Annotated in this window: 17 protein-coding genes and 1 pseudogene; 10 read left to right on the top strand and 8 right to left on the bottom strand. The window is 41.3% G+C overall.

What is annotated here, in order from left to right; all coding sequences use genetic code 11:
• Positions 1 to 98: 98 nt before the first annotated feature.
• From ACE1CC_RS20405 to glnA, 3 genes are all read right to left on the bottom strand, one after another.
• Positions 99 to 587: a YbjN domain-containing protein gene (locus ACE1CC_RS20405; RefSeq protein ID WP_413272274.1), complete on the bottom strand. Its 489-nt coding sequence runs from the start codon at positions 585 to 587 to the stop codon at positions 99 to 101.
• Between the two features lie 351 nt (positions 588 to 938).
• On the bottom strand, positions 939 to 1,835 hold the full coding sequence (locus ACE1CC_RS20400) for a ferritin-like domain-containing protein (RefSeq protein WP_413272273.1): 897 nt from the start codon (positions 1,833 to 1,835) through the stop codon (positions 939 to 941).
• A gap of 193 nt (positions 1,836 to 2,028) precedes the next feature.
• Positions 2,029 to 3,447, bottom strand: coding sequence for a type I glutamate--ammonia ligase (glnA, locus tag ACE1CC_RS20395; protein ID WP_413272272.1), 1,419 nt, complete (start codon positions 3,445 to 3,447; stop codon positions 2,029 to 2,031).
• Between the two features lie 405 nt (positions 3,448 to 3,852).
• Here glnA and ACE1CC_RS20390 point away from each other — a divergent pair, with 405 nt between their 5' ends.
• From ACE1CC_RS20390 to ACE1CC_RS20345, 9 genes and pseudogenes are all read left to right on the top strand, one after another.
• Positions 3,853 to 4,158, top strand: coding sequence for a hypothetical protein (locus tag ACE1CC_RS20390; RefSeq protein ID WP_413272271.1), 306 nt, complete (start codon positions 3,853 to 3,855; stop codon positions 4,156 to 4,158).
• A 238-nt stretch (positions 4,159 to 4,396) separates the two neighbouring features.
• Positions 4,397 to 4,906 carry an allophycocyanin subunit beta gene (gene apcB / locus ACE1CC_RS20385; protein WP_413272270.1) on the top strand — a complete coding sequence of 170 codons (510 nt, stop codon included), beginning with the start codon at positions 4,397 to 4,399 and terminating at the stop codon, positions 4,904 to 4,906.
• A 161-nt stretch (positions 4,907 to 5,067) separates the two neighbouring features.
• A pseudogene (locus ACE1CC_RS36890) lies at positions 5,068 to 5,694 on the top strand (radical SAM family protein); the annotation flags it as partial.
• A gap of 124 nt (positions 5,695 to 5,818) precedes the next feature.
• A complete protein-coding gene (locus ACE1CC_RS20370; protein ID WP_413272267.1) occupies positions 5,819 to 6,160 on the top strand; it encodes a hypothetical protein in 342 nt (113 codons plus the stop codon).
• A 146-nt stretch (positions 6,161 to 6,306) separates the two neighbouring features.
• Positions 6,307 to 6,699, top strand: coding sequence for a YtxH domain-containing protein (locus tag ACE1CC_RS20365; RefSeq protein WP_413272266.1), 393 nt, complete (start codon positions 6,307 to 6,309; stop codon positions 6,697 to 6,699).
• 65 nt (positions 6,700 to 6,764) lie between these two features.
• Positions 6,765 to 7,265, top strand: a complete 501-nt coding sequence (locus tag ACE1CC_RS20360) for a DUF948 domain-containing protein (RefSeq protein ID WP_413272265.1) — start codon at positions 6,765 to 6,767, stop codon at positions 7,263 to 7,265.
• A gap of 360 nt (positions 7,266 to 7,625) precedes the next feature.
• A complete protein-coding gene (locus tag ACE1CC_RS20355; RefSeq protein ID WP_413272264.1) occupies positions 7,626 to 8,474 on the top strand; it encodes a TPM domain-containing protein in 849 nt (282 codons plus the stop codon).
• Positions 8,475 to 8,687: 213 nt separating this feature from the next.
• Positions 8,688 to 9,317 (top strand): precorrin-8X methylmutase, encoded by a 630-nt coding sequence (locus ACE1CC_RS20350; protein WP_413272263.1) that lies wholly within the window; start codon positions 8,688 to 8,690, stop codon positions 9,315 to 9,317.
• A gap of 69 nt (positions 9,318 to 9,386) precedes the next feature.
• On the top strand, positions 9,387 to 10,079 hold the full coding sequence (locus ACE1CC_RS20345; protein WP_413272262.1) for a zinc metallopeptidase: 693 nt from the start codon (positions 9,387 to 9,389) through the stop codon (positions 10,077 to 10,079).
• A gap of 77 nt (positions 10,080 to 10,156) precedes the next feature.
• On the opposite strand, the gene ACE1CC_RS20340 is transcribed toward ACE1CC_RS20345, so the two are convergent.
• From ACE1CC_RS20340 to ACE1CC_RS20330, 3 genes are all read right to left on the bottom strand, one after another.
• A complete protein-coding gene (locus ACE1CC_RS20340; RefSeq protein ID WP_413272261.1) occupies positions 10,157 to 10,915 on the bottom strand; it encodes a phosphate ABC transporter permease in 759 nt (252 codons plus the stop codon).
• 119 nt (positions 10,916 to 11,034) lie between these two features.
• On the bottom strand, positions 11,035 to 11,862 hold the full coding sequence (gene dapB, locus ACE1CC_RS20335; protein ID WP_413272260.1) for a 4-hydroxy-tetrahydrodipicolinate reductase: 828 nt from the start codon (positions 11,860 to 11,862) through the stop codon (positions 11,035 to 11,037).
• 174 nt (positions 11,863 to 12,036) lie between these two features.
• Complete coding sequence (locus tag ACE1CC_RS20330) at positions 12,037 to 12,327, bottom strand: DUF7219 family protein (protein ID WP_413272259.1); 291 nt, start codon at positions 12,325 to 12,327, stop codon at positions 12,037 to 12,039.
• Positions 12,328 to 12,859: 532 nt separating this feature from the next.
• Here ACE1CC_RS20330 and ACE1CC_RS20325 point away from each other — a divergent pair.
• Positions 12,860 to 13,183 (top strand): TMEM14 family protein, encoded by a 324-nt coding sequence (locus tag ACE1CC_RS20325; RefSeq protein ID WP_413272258.1) that lies wholly within the window; start codon positions 12,860 to 12,862, stop codon positions 13,181 to 13,183.
• A 22-nt stretch (positions 13,184 to 13,205) separates the two neighbouring features.
• Here the strand turns inward: ACE1CC_RS20325 and ACE1CC_RS20320 are convergent, their stop codons facing one another.
• Together ACE1CC_RS20320 and ACE1CC_RS20315 are read right to left on the bottom strand one after the other, a co-directional pair.
• On the bottom strand, positions 13,206 to 13,709 hold the full coding sequence (locus ACE1CC_RS20320; RefSeq protein ID WP_413272257.1) for a hypothetical protein: 504 nt from the start codon (positions 13,707 to 13,709) through the stop codon (positions 13,206 to 13,208).
• A gap of 200 nt (positions 13,710 to 13,909) precedes the next feature.
• Positions 13,910 to 14,110: a hypothetical protein gene (locus ACE1CC_RS20315; RefSeq protein ID WP_413272256.1), complete on the bottom strand. Its 201-nt coding sequence runs from the start codon at positions 14,108 to 14,110 to the stop codon at positions 13,910 to 13,912.
• Between the last annotated feature and the right edge of the window lie 378 nt (positions 14,111 to 14,488).

Genomic DNA, 14,488 nt, shown 5'->3' with positions numbered 1-14,488 from the left:
ATTTGTCATTTGCGATCGGGATAATTTTTTAGTATGAATCTTTGGCAAATTGCATCATTTGTCCTTTTTAATGACCAATGACTAATGACCAATAACTACTAACAAAACTGCTCTTGTAAAGCTTCATCATTATTATCAGCAATTGTGGCGACAATAGTAATAGCACGCGAGATTTCCCCTGGAGAAAGTTCTGCCACAGTGCGAGTAGTAATTACAACTATTTGATCTTCGATAATGGCAAAACGGGATTCCAATGTTTCCGTTCCGTTCATTTGCAAAAGTTTTCGCATTAACCCTAATTCATCTTTAGCGGGTAGTTTTAACACCGAAGACCAAACTGTGAAGGTATCATCATCTGTAGATCCGGTAAGTTGAACAAATACCTCAACACTACCGTATTTAAACTTCCACAAATGACCCGCCTCAGTTTTGCTAACCATTGCAGTATCATCCTGATCTAAGCTGGAGATTACAGTTTCGATCAGATCTTGGTAACTAACTGTTTGTTCAACCAATTCATTGGTTAGCTCGTTGTTAGATAAATCTTGGGTGGCAACCGTTTCTGCATCCGGCCCAAAGGTAGTCATAGAAGTTTCCCTTTTCTTCTGTTGGGGTACTAGACCAACAGTATCGCTTCTTGGCGCTTTTGTGGAACTAGTTCCAGGTAATACTCAGATCTTGCACTCAAAGGAGGTGGAACCTCCCATATCCTCGTACCCAGGTTGAACCTGGGTACGAAGAATGGAGGCTCTGCCTCTTGCGATCGCTCTTTGTTACCTAAAAATGTCGGATTACATCACCCGTCGTAGGGGTAATTCATGAATTACCCCTACGACTTTTATGGGGGTTTTTGTAGGGCAGGCATCTTGCCTAGCGCTGCCCCTGGCGGGCTTTCCTACCCACCCCACAAATTTGGATCATTTAATTACTAGAAGTCTCTAAACAGTCGCTTTTTTCTGATTATCAACTGCGCCTTTCAAGCCAGTGAGGAACATCGGCACAAATTTTTCCATAAATGCTTGAGGATCGCGATTCCAAGCTCTTTGAGCTATTTGAATTCTAGTCATTTGCAATTGAGGTGCTAGCAAAGCTTGGGGAAGACGTTCCATCAAGTATTGGGGACGTTGCCATAAAGGCATAGTATTGGCAATTTCCAACAGATTATCTAAGCGACGCAGTTCTGCACCCAAGGTAATATCCATTCCAGATTCAAAGGCTGCTTGTTCGATCGCAGTATACTTGCGCTTAGCCTGTTCAACTTTCTGGCGATGTTCTGGGCTTTTTCTCGCAATTTCTGTCAGCCAACGATTTCCCCACCGAACGTGCCCTGCTTCTTCAGGGAAAATACGCTCAATTGTTTCCCGAATCTTAATATTTTCTTCAGTTTGTGGCGCTGCTTTCAAAGCGTTAATGTGAGCGGAAAAATATTCACAACCCCGTTTTTCGGTGACATTTATTGCAGCCAGAGTCGAAATAACGAAATCGTCTAAATCTTTCTCTGGATCATCTTCGCGATCCATCAAACGCTCAAATTCTAGTATGTAAGAACTACCCGGTGGTGTACCAACATTTTCCCCTAGATCTACCAACAAATCAGTCAACCACATCGCGTGACGCGCTTCGTCAGAAATGTGATGCGAGAGATCCCGAATTAATCTTGGTTCTTTGCCATTTAGTGTCTCAATAGTTTCTGTCAAGTCTTTACAGCTGCGTTGTTCGCTGTAACGGTAGCGGTTGAGGGTGATGATATGGATTTCCCGATCGCGCACTACCTGTCTCATGATTTCCCGTGCGCCAATGGAGTTTTGTAACTTTCTTGGGTAAGCGACAGTCATAATTGTTGAGTTTTGTAAAGTAGATCTAATAGATTAGATTCTAATACCTATTTCCAAAATGGGTGCGACAGATCGATCGGTAACATAATCAGCAGCACAAACTTTTCACAATCCAAAATAGTTCTGATACAGGTTGTAATAAAAAAGCCACCAAATTAAGGTGGCTAAATGTTAATTAAGCAACAAATACTTTTTAGCAGTCGTAGTAGAGGGCATACTCGTAAGGATGAGGACGTAACCGCATTGGGTTAACTTCCTTATCAATCTTGTAAGAAATCCAAGTTTGGATAAAGTCTTCGGTGAACACACCAGTATCAGTCAAGAAAGCATGGTCTTTTTCCAAAGCTTCCAAGGCACCTTCCAAAGAACCAGGAGTAGAAGGAACCTTACTCAACTCTTCAGGACTCAGTTCGTAAATATCCACATCCAGAGGTTCACCTGGATCGATTTGGTTCTTGATGCCATCAATACCCGCGCAAAGCATAGCCGCAAAAGCTAAATATGGGTTACAAGTAGCATCAGGACAACGGAATTCTAACCGCTTAGCTTTTGGATTGCCACCAGAAAGAGGAATCCGAATCGAAGCAGAACGATTACCTTGAGAGTAAGCCAAGTTCACAGGTGCTTCAAAACCAGGCACCAAGCGCTTGTAAGAGTTAGTGGTGGGGTTAGTTAAACCCAACAACGCTGGTGCGTGCTTGAGAATACCGCCGATATAGTACAGCGCCATTTGACTCAAACCAGCATATTTGTCACCAGCAAACAAAGGTTGACCGTCTTTCCAGATCGACTGGTGGGTGTGCATCCCAGAACCATTGTCATTAAACACTGGCTTGGGCATAAAGGTCACGGTTTTGCCGTATTTCTTAGCAACGTTCTTAATTACATATTTGTAAGTCATCAAGTCGTCTGCTGCCTTGATTAACTTGTTGAAGCGGATACCTAGTTCGCACTGACCGCCAGAAGCAACCTCATGGTGATGCTTTTCGATCGGTACACCGCACTCTGCCATAGTCAGCAGCATTTCTGTCCGCATATCTTGGGAAGTATCGGTGGGGGAAACTGGGAAATAACCTTCTTTGTACCGAGGTTTGTAACCCAAGTTTGGCCCTTCGTTTTTCCCGGAATTCCAACGACCTTCCACAGAGTCTACATGATAGTAGCCTTCGTGTTCGTTTTGGTCGAAGCGAACATCATCAAAAATGAAAAATTCCGCTTCTGGGCCAATGAATACTGTGTCGCCAATACCTGTAGAGATTAGATAATCAACTGCTTTTTGGGCAATTGTTCGAGGGTCGCGGCTGTAGGGTTCACCTGTGCGGGGTTCGATAATGCTACAGATGACGCTGAGGGTGGGTTCTTTCATGAAGGGGTCAATCCAAGCAGTGGTGGGATCTAGCACCATTGCCATGTCTGACTCGTTGATGGCTTTCCATCCCCTGATACTAGAACCATCGAAGGCTACACCCTCGCTGAAGCTGCTTTCATCGATTTGGTTGTGATACATCGACAAGTGCTGCCAGATTCCAGGCATATCGATGAATTTCAAGTCAATGATTTGGATGTTCTTTTCTTTAACGTAATTTAAGAACTCTTGCGGGGTCTGGAACATGAATTACTCCGTAACTTTTGATCTCGTAAAGTCTGGATATAGATAATCAGCTGTGGTGAAGGTTCAGGTCAAGGGGCAGAAAACCTAGATTTGAAAGAATTTTACTGGGTGTGTCTGTCTTTATTGATCTGACACCTCAAACTACTGCCTGGATCTCTCCATCATTGTTACTCTGGGATGTCCAGACAGATTTGATTCAAATTAAATAGCCGATCTTGCCGACTTAATAGTATACCTGCATCATCCTAGAGACAGGTTTCAGGATCTTTTGTATTCAGCTTTACAGAATATCCTTGTCTTGGTACGCGATCGCCTAAAGAAAAGGTTAAAAAATGTAGCGACTTTGACAGAATCCTTTCTCAACCTAACTTTCCTTATGTAAAATCGTAACAATAACTACAGTTTATGGCTGCGATAACAATGGCTTTGACATTACAGACAGATTTAACAACACAGGAAGCACAGCAATATCGTCCGGGACTGCGGGTAGAGTTAAAGCAGCGTCCAGGGGTGGTTGATGTAATTGCAGAGTATGACCCAATGATGGTGCCACCAATTTGGTTGGTAGGCGATCCTCAACCTCGCTATCCTGAAGAGTTAATTTTGTTATCTGAGCCGTTGACAGACTGGTTTAAATCAGCTATCAATTTCCAGCCGGAATATCCTTCTTGCCACTTAAAAAATCGCCCAAAACAAAAAGTTTTGGTTTAGTGTTTCTCTCCCAATATAAAAGCTGTCAAAGGCAACTTTTGGGGCATCATTTTGTTGTAAACTACAATCGGCTATCTACGCCACAGGTAAAGCTTTGTGTTTCTTGGTTAAGCTTTGTTAACTTGAGTTTTAACCTAGAAGCAGGTGTGTCTGTCCGATGTTGTAATACGGATTAGATGCAACAATATTTCAGCAATAGTAAAACCCTAATAGTAACATTCACTGGGAGAGCAATTTCATGCGGGACGCAGTTACGAGTTTAATTAGAAATTACGATGTTACTGGTCGTTATTTAGACCGGAATGCTGTTGATTCACTGAAAGCTTATTTTGAAACGGGTACGGCTAGAGTAGCTGCTGCTGCTGTGATTAATGGTAATGCAGCTGAGATTGTTAAACAGGCTGGTTCGCAATTATTTGATGAGTTGCCAGAATTGATTCGTCCTGGTGGAAATGCTTACACGACTCGTCGTTATGCGGCTTGTCTGCGGGATATGGATTATTATCTCCGTTATGCTAGCTATGCACTGGTAGCAGGCGATAATTATGTGTTGGATGAGCGCGTGTTGCAAGGTTTACGGGAAACTTATAATTCTCTGGGTGTACCAATTGGGCCAACAGTGCGCGGTATCCAAATTATGAAGGATATTGTTAAGGGACTAGCAGAAGAATCTGGGATTCTGAATACTTCCTTTATAGACCAGCCGTTCGATCACTTGACTCGCGAATTTAGCGAACAGGATGTCTAGATTCGACAGTTGAAATTGTAGTTAGAAAAATTAGCGATCGCACTTTTTTCCTGAAGAGGGGGGAGAGAGCGATCGCTTTTTGATTGAACTACAAAAAACTTGAATTAAGAGAAAATTTAGAGTTTAATAGCAACTACATTGACAAAAGTTCATTTTTTCAATACCAAAACAAAGAAACTGCAAGCATTACTCGTGCTTCTGTTGAAGTTCTATCGAAGTATAAAAAGAGAGTGAGAATTTTAACTCGTGGTTTGTTATGGACTGATGATTTGGATATTCTTACTCGTTCAAATGTGACAGTTGGCATGAGTTTGCCATACTTAGATGATGAATTAAGCCGCAAAATTGAACCACAAGCACCTCCACCTTCTAAACTTTATGAAGCTTTACTAAAAGGTTATAAAGCTGGTTGTCGTTTGTATGTAGCAATGGCTCCCACGCCTCCCACAATGACTTTAGATGATTTTAAAAGACATTTAGAAAAAATCATTGCTGTCAATCCAGAGGTGATATTTTGGTAACCAATTAATGCTCGTGGAAGTAATGGAAAAAGAATGGTAGCAGCAGGTTTAGATTTTGCCAGTACTGTTATGACAAAAAAATCATGGGCTGAATGTTTTAAAAGACAATGGGATGATATTGAAACTGCTGCTCAAGAAGTGGGATGTAAGGATAGGCTTCACATTTGGCCCGATCCTGAATTGAGAGGGTATGTTGATGATATTAGATTAGAGCAATGGTTATATAGACCAACAGTGGAAAAATGGGATAGTTTAGCCAAAACTTGATTTAAGGATTGATGTGATTGGTAAAAAGTTGAGCGTTGTGTAGCGATCGCACCTTTACCCGCTATCATAAAAGCCAACAGCCATTCATTAAATTAGATGAGTTTGTTGGAGGGAAACTTAAATAATGATCGTAATTGTTATCACAATCAACATACTCATCGCTCTATTCAACTTTTATCTAGCATGGCGAATTTGGAAAATCCGTAGGACGATCGCCAAAGCAACAAGAGCTATCCTAGCTGCCGATCGTAATACTTACAAAGTCTTACACAGCGCACCAAAAACCATAACTGTTGGACAAAAAGGTGCTAAGACACTGCGAGAACAATACCAAAAACTAGAGATTCAACTGGAAAAACTGGGACAAGTCTTAGGAATACTCAACTTTACACAACAATTTTGCCGGAAACGCGCCAGACAGAATCGGCAATTGAAAAAGCTCAAGAAGTCCCTGTCAAAATCCTGAGCGTTGCTTTGTTTTGCTCAAAGCTGCTCTCATCCTCCTTGAGGAATAATCTTGATAGGTGCTCGCCGCAGAGGCTACGCGATCGCATATCATACCAATCAGCAAATCCCGCCTAAAATGAATTAAAAGGATAGAGTAGCGAAAAAATGTCTGAGAATCGTTCAGGATCGGGATCGTTTATTGGTGGTATGCTTCTGGGAGCAGCACTGGGGACTATTACAGGTTTGCTGTTAGCACCGCGCACAGGCAAAGAAACTCGCCATCTGCTGAAAAAATCTGCCGAAGCACTCCCAGAATTGGCAGAAGACCTTTCGAGTAGTGTACAGCTGCAAGCCGATCGCCTTTCCGAAACAGCACTGCGTAACTGGGATAGCACCTTAACGCGACTCAAAGAAGCGATCGCCGCTGGAGTGGAAGCTACTGCCAAAGAACAGCAAAATATGCAACGGCAAGAAACTGCCACTTCCGCCGATCGACCTTTAGTTGAAGATTCTCTGACAGAGGTATCTTTAAATCCTAAACCTCCGAAACTACAGTAATCAAAGCTGACCCTAAATCAACTGGGATTGAACGAAGCCTAATAATTATTTAAACTAAAACATTTGTGATCGATCCGTTATTTTGGCTAGGACTTTCTATTCTGCTAGTTGCCGTTAGTCTCGCGGCTGTTCTAGTAGCACTTTTGCCAGCTGTTCAAGAAATTGCCCGTGCTGCCCGAAGTATAGAAAAATTAGCCGATACTTTAAACAGAGAACTACCACCAACTTTAGAATCTATTCGCCTCACCGGAATGGAAATAAGTGAGTTAACAGATGATGTTACCGATGGCGTAAAAAGTGCAGGTCAAGTAGTAAAAAATGTCGATAAAACTATTGACGGCGCTAAAACTCAAGCGAAAAAAGTTCAACTTACTACTCGTAGTTTCCTCACAGGTATAAAAGCTGCCTGGAAAACTTTTAACCGTTCTAATAATAATAATAATATTCCCCCAAGTGGACATCGTTCTGTAGACCGCCTCCCTCATGGACAAAGAATGCCTTTGGAGTTTCCTCATGAGCGATCGACATCCTACCCGAAAGAACATTCAGAAGCAGACAAAGAGTAGGAGTAGAGAGCAGGGGTAAAAGGGAAAATAATTTTAAGTTTACTAATATAGAAACTAGTTTAAATTGTTTAATTTTTGCATTTTATAATTGTTAGTTTATAAGTATAAAAATCTAATTATTAAAAATCCAAAACAAGATTTGTGAGCAACTATTTCATTTTAATCTTTGCTCCCCTGCCCCTCTGCCCCTCTGCCCCTCTGCCCCTCTGCCCCTCTGCCCCTCTGCCCCCCTGCCCCCTGCCCCTTTTTCCCCATTATGGAAATAATGGTGGTAAAATGGCGTACTATTAGAGTAAAGTAAAGAAGTGTAAAGAAATATTAGCTTTCTATTATCCTTTGATTAATAAAACTTCTTGGTAAATGTCCCAATCTGAGATTCTGGTAAAACAGCCAATGCAGCAAAAACCTTTCGTCAAAAGAGTTCTGGCATCCTTAGCAGCCTTTTTCCTCGCCTTATCAGTTTGGGCAGTAGCACCAGCGGTAGCGCAAGCATACGAGAACCCTGACTTACTACCTAGAACTCAAACCCCAATTATTGACCTCGCCAAAACCTTCACCGATATTCAGAAGGAAGCACTGACAAAAGATATTGAAAATTTTGAAGCCGAAACAGGCTGGAAACTGAGAGTATTAACACAGTACGATCGCACCCCTGGTAGAGCAGTGAAAAACTTTTGGGGCTTAGATGAAAAAAGCGTCCTTGTAATTGCTGACTCCAGAGGCGGCAATATCCTCAACTTCAACGTTGGAGATGCCGTTTATCAGCTTCTACCTCGGACATTTTGGATTGAACTCCAAACTCGCTTCGGCAACCTCTACTTTGTCCGCGAACAAGGCGAAGCTCAATCAATCATTCAATCCTTAGAATCCGTAAAAACCTGCTTAGTTCAAGGTGGTTGCAACGTAGTTCCCGGACTACCGCGAGAACAGTGGATTCTTACCTTAGTTACTTCTATTGTAGGTGGAATAGTCTTAGGATTCGCGGCTCATCCCCGCAAACCTGGACAAATCGTAGCATGGCAATGGGCGTTAATTTTCTCGCCATTGTGGGGAATTCTGTTTATTGCTTTCGGAATCGGTCCTGTAGTCAGTCGCACTGCCGAATGGTTGCCCTTGCTGCGGAATGTGGCAGGATTCATTATTGGAGCTTTAGTTGCTTACCTTACCCAGGCGGTTGGTTCACCTTCGGAAGCTTCCAGCAGTCGTTAAACTGTTAAGTTCAGTTAATTATCCATATTTCACTGACAAGGACGCAGAGAACGCAAAAGTTAATTTTGTATTCTTTGCGTCCTACCTTTATGCTGTAAACAAACAGGTTTGTTGTAGCAACTTTAGTCGTTGCCAAGACAAGCAAAGCACTTTAGTGCTTACAACCAACTTAAATTATGCTTTAATGAGTAGCAGCTTCGGGGGCAGTTTCTCATGGAATGGCATATTACAGATGCCCAAAGTTTAGCAATTATCGATCGCGAAATCGGCGAACACATCTTTTCCCCAGCAGAATACGAAATAGTTCGGCGGGTAATCTATGCCACCGCTGACTTTGAATATAAATCGCTGATTCGTTTTTCCGAAAGAGCCTTACAAGCAGGCGCAGCAGCATTAGCCGCCCGCACTACCATCGTCGTAGATGTCCCAATGGTACAAGTTGGCATTACCCCAATTATCCAAAACACCTTTGCCAACCCGGTTTACTGTAGCATGGACGCATTAACGCGCCCCCAAAAAGAAAAAACCCGTGTAGCTTGGGGAATAGAAACCCTCGCCAAACGCTACCCAGAAGGAATTTTTGTTGTGGGTCATGCTCAAACCGCACTCTCTTGCCTGGTAGACTTAATCGAAAAAGAGGAAATTCGACCAGCTTTAGTAATTGGTACACCCGCAGGTTTTGTGGATGTAGATGTTGCTAAAGAAAGATTACAAGATTCACTCATCGCCCATATTCGCACCGAAGGACGCAAAGGAAGCGCCGTAGTAGCAGCAGCAATAGTCAACGGATTAGTAGAATTAGCTTGGCAAGCCTACGGGCAAGAGGGAGCAGTCGGAGTCTAGAAAATCTGAGATAGATTAGTACTAAAATCCTTGTTTTAGACTGTCTACCTCCCCAGGAGAGATAAATTCATGTCTTATTACTTGTCTTATTTAATTCTGATCCCCGGAGCCTTATTAATGTTCTGGGCGCAGAGTCAAATTAAAGGAACTTATTACCGCTACTCTCAAGTTCGTTCTAGCATGGGCATGAGTGGCGCAGAAGTGGCTCAGGCTATTTTATCGAAAATGGGAATTTATGATGTTTCAGTCGAACCAGTAGCCGGAGAACTTACAGACCATTATGACCCCAGTGCGAAAGCTGTTCGTCTGTCTGAAGGAATTTATGGTTCTGATTCTGTAGCCGCTGCTGCGGTAGCTGCCCATGAGTGCGGTCATGTGCTACAAGACAAGAAAGGCTATAAATTCATGAATTTACGAGCCTCTTTAGTTCCAGTTGCTAATTTAGGTTCTCAAATTGGCCCATTTTTAGTAATTATTGGGCTTTTCCTCAGTTCAATGGGTACAATCTCTTCATTATTTATCAATATTGGAATTGTCCTATTTCTGGGTGTAATTGCTTTTCATGTTGTCACGTTACCTGTAGAATTTGATGCTTCTAGTCGTGCGCTTAAATTAATTAATCAACTGGGAATTCTCCAAGGAGAAGAGAATATAGGCGCTAGAAGAGTTTTACAAGCAGCAGCTTGGACTTATGTAGCAACTGCCTTTTATTCGGTTTTACAATTAATTCAACTTTTGTTGATTTCCCGTAGTCGTAATTAATTGTTCGTTGTGACGACTTCAGTCGTTCACTATTTCCGATGTACGACTGAAGTCACTACTACAAACTTTTTAATTAATTACCAATCATTAACTCTTTTCGGTCTTTTTGGTTGCTTTACTGGTCGCATTTCTTCGGCTTCACTTTCGGACTCAACGGGTCTTCTTCTTTTCGTTTGCCTTTCCATTTTTTCGGATTTTTCAAACCTATAACTCAGTTCAGTAAACTCTTTTCTCTGCACGTAAGGATAATCACTCACCCATAAATCAAGGTCGGAAATATAAATATCTGTTACTTGGTTAATGATCGCTAAATCTGGTTTATTAGACATTACCAACATTTCGGCAGCTTGACCTCTTCTTAGAGATTTATGAACTCGTTTGAGGGGAACTTGTAAACTAGTAGAAAAACCTGTTTCATCACCAACTTCTATATTTAGCCTTTTCTCGCGGTTTTCTACAATTACTAATTCACCGCGTTTGTTAACGTTTTGTTCTTTTCCTACTACTTCTTCACTAATATACAAATCCCAGATTTCACCTTTCCAAAAGCCACTATATTTGTATTTTCGACACTGATAATTGCGTAAACTAGCGCGGAAAATTGGCCCCCATAAAAAATAGGAACCAATCAAGATACCGCTTAATAGCGTAAAAGCGGCATATTCTAGCCCTAAAAAAGTAACTTCAATCCACCAGATTAACAGAGCGATTACTGTAGATATTAGTAGTCGCAGTATAAAATCAGAGGGCTTACCCCAATAATATTTGTATTGACTTCCTGTAGCCAGGATAGGGATGAGTTGTTCAAATTTCTCGCGGGTGATGGGAATGAGCATAATTTTTAAGTATTGAGTAATAAGCAATAGGTAATTGGTAGTTAGGGAAGAATTCAGAATGCAAAAGTTTGATTTTGATTCTGAATCCTGAATGCGGATTTTTACCTGTTACTGACGAACTACAAAATCTTCTCTAATCCATATACTAGCGATTTTAGTTGGGTGACTTGGCGAATTGCTAGTAAAACTCCGGGCATATAACAGGCGCGATCGCTTGTATCATGTCTTAAAGTGTAAATTTGCCCCGCTGCGCCAAAAATTACTTCTTGATGAGCAATTAATCCGGGTAAGCGCACGCTATGAATCCGAATTCCTTCTTCTGCTAAACTGCCCCTAGCGCCTGCTAATTTTTCCTCTTCCTTAACTAAAGGCGGATTGTAAGTTTTGCCCAGTTCTGCCAAGAGTTTAGCAGTTTGAACTGCTGTACCGCTAGGAGCGTCTGCTTTTTGATTGTGGTGCAGTTCAATAATTTCTACATGGTCAAAATATTTCGATGCTTGAACAGCAGCTTGTTGCAGCAGCACCATGCCAATGGAAAAATTGGGAATGATTAAACAGCCAGTACTCGCCTTCTCTGCAAATTCTGCCAAATCTTGAATTTGTTGGGTACTCATTCCGGTAGTTCCGACGACTGGGCGCACGCCGTAAGCGATCGCAGACCGCACCGAATCGTAAACTGTACTAGGATGGGTAAAATCTACCATTACTCCTAGCTGTCTCTCTTGCGCTGCCATTGCCAACATTGGCTCAAACTGATTAGTAATTGGCACCTCTAATGTGCCACATCCAGCTAGTTCACCCGCATCTTTATCTAACACCTCTGGATTATGGTCTATTGCACCCAATAGCGTCATATCACTTGCGCCAGCTACCGCTTTAATCACTTCTCGACCCATTTTGCCAGCCGCACCATTCACCACAACGGGTATGGGATATTGATTCGTCATTTCCTGAAAAATATCCTTGCATCTAATAAGCGAATTTTAAACTAAAATAAATGTCGCGTTGAGTTCAAATCTCCCAACGCGACCAGAAAAAAATATAGCTGCTTTGTTTTTTGGCAACCAGGAGGTGCAATAGATGCGTTCCCGTACAACCTGAAATCGTTCATAAAAATCTACTCAACTATCTTCAGATGATTGATTTCCTTCGTTGTTATGGTCATCACTTCGGAAGGGATGTTGACCAATACCGAGTTCCTTTTTAGAATGTTTCAGTTGTTTCCACAAGGCACTGATTTGTTTATAAGCTTCTTCAGGAGTAAGCTTACCACTAGTTTCTAAAGCACAGATAAAGTTAATCCTTTGAGTAAACTCTTGTAAATTGGCATTAAAAACCAAATTCTCTGGATTAACTGAACCATAGTAGCGGCTACGGGGGTAAAGAAAGTTTGCTTTTTCGTTCGTGTTCATCTGCTTCTGCAAAACCTGTTTCAAATATCTATCTAATTCTGTTGTAATCTGTTTTTTCGCTGTTGTAATCCCTTCTTGGATATATTGCAATTTTTGTTAATAATAATACATTACGCAGAAACACGGAAGTTTGGACAAAAATTTCAGGAAAACCTGTGTTGTCTAACTGATTATATTCCTGTCTAATTACTATTTTAAATACAATTAAACCAAGTTTTAATAGACTTCTTACAGAAGTCAGGAGAAAGGGGGAAGGGAAAAACTTTTGAGTTCTTAGCTTCGTTTTTTTGAGTTAGGAAGAGTTTGGGGAGTCAGAGAGTGTTAAGTTAAGAAAATTCCCCTTATCCCAAGAGTCCCCCCTGCTCCCTTGGCTCTTCTGCTTTATCCGCCTGCGGCGAAAGAGGCCATAATCAGAATTGAAAGCAAAAGTCCCGGAGTTAGGAGTAACAACAACATTCCCAAATCATGTAGATTCATAGAAAATTGCCCTAGATTGTGGTATGTTTTTTAGATTAAATCAAAAATTAAAAATATGGCGCAAATATTAATCTGGGCTATCTTTGGATATGCTTTGATTGTTGGAATAGGCGGTGTATTTGGCTACATGAAAGCTAAAAGCACCAAGTCTCTTCTAGCAGGTTTAATTAGTGGTCTAATTCTATTAGTTGCTTGGTTTTTAGCAACGAAAACACCAACGGTAGGGCTAGGAATAGCAACTTTGATGGCAGCAGTTTTGCTCGTAGTTTTTATTACTAGGTTTGTCCGAACTCGGAAATTTATGCCTGCGGGAATGATGATGTTGCTAAACTTAGTGGCGACAGTGGGGTTTTTAGTTGGGTGGTTGAATTTAGCTTAGATGCTCGGAAATTAACTGATAGTTAAACTGCGAGAACAGCTGAATTTGATTGTTTAGTTTCTCCGTGATTGGTTTTATACTGACGTGCCATACTGAATGTTTTCGGTAAAACTCCAATTAACCCAGAGAGAATATCGTTTGATATTGAGCTAACAGCTTCGGTTCCAAAATACTTTTCTAGCATTACCAAAATCATGTAAGCTCTTTGTAAGGGAACAGAACTTTCCATTGCTTTTTGAGTAAAACGGAACCATCGCTGTCTGATGGTAAATGCTTTTTGTCGCTCTGGGAAAGACTCTGGATGAATTAACCTGACCTCACCTATAGGAATTACCCGATTACAGTCTATGTCACAAATACCACCAACAGCGGCTCCGTATCCGGCAAATTCTGTGTGATGTCGCTTACAGAGTATAATGCCACCTCGACAGCGACTATCAATTTTCAGTATTTGTCCACTATTTAACTGGGTCAAAACTTGCTTGGAGTTAACTGTAAGTTGTGGAAGAAGAGATTGCTGTGACATCTTTGACCCCTGGAACTCAGTATTATTACTATGATTCTTTTATTCCAGGAATTAAGTGATGTCAGAAAGCTTTACAAGTGACAGTAAAAACTCCTACAAGTGACTGTAAACTTGTAGAAAGGTGATTTTAGATTGCTGGCAAATGTGATAATACTCTGATTAGGAGGTGATATCGATCGCATCTGTTGTTTGAGAGATTCTTAGTCGATGATTCTTAGTAATCCATGTCGGATACCATAGAGCAATCTGTTGATTAAAATTTGCTCTGGTTCGCTCAGAGTATCATTTAATAAGGCAGACCTAATCTGATAGCGATCGCTAATGGTAATCCTACCTGTGACCATGATTTGTCCGCAGAGAGCTTCTATCGGGATGGAATGCCAACGGTATTGAGATTTCATAGTTTTGCACCAAATTGTCTTTTCTTAAGAAAAGTGAAGGAATGATAAAGCTTTTGCTATTCTTCTAGTTTGATAACAAGTTCCCCGGAAAACAGTGATAATTCCTTAACTATTTTGTGACTTAAGTCATCGACAGGAAGGGACTCTTGAGACTCTTGAGACTCTTGAGACTCTTGAGACTCTTGGGAGTCTTGGGAAGTTAATTAACTCAAAAAACGAAGCTAAGAACTCAAAGCTTTGGCTCTTTCGGGTTAATGGGGAAAAATGTTCATAAATGTTACAAACCAGGGAACGGTGCGTTAGGCACGGGAATTTATTGATGGATTGGAATGCTGAATTTATCGCCCGTGCCTAACACACCCTACGATTAAATAAGAT

Origin of the sequence: Floridaenema aerugineum BLCC-F46, assembly GCF_041929345.1 — a bacterium.
GTDB lineage: Bacteria > Cyanobacteriota > Cyanobacteriia > Cyanobacteriales > Aerosakkonemataceae > Floridanema > Floridanema aerugineum.
Note: the sequence above shows the minus strand (reverse complement) of the source record. Positions and strands in the feature narration are given on the sequence as shown.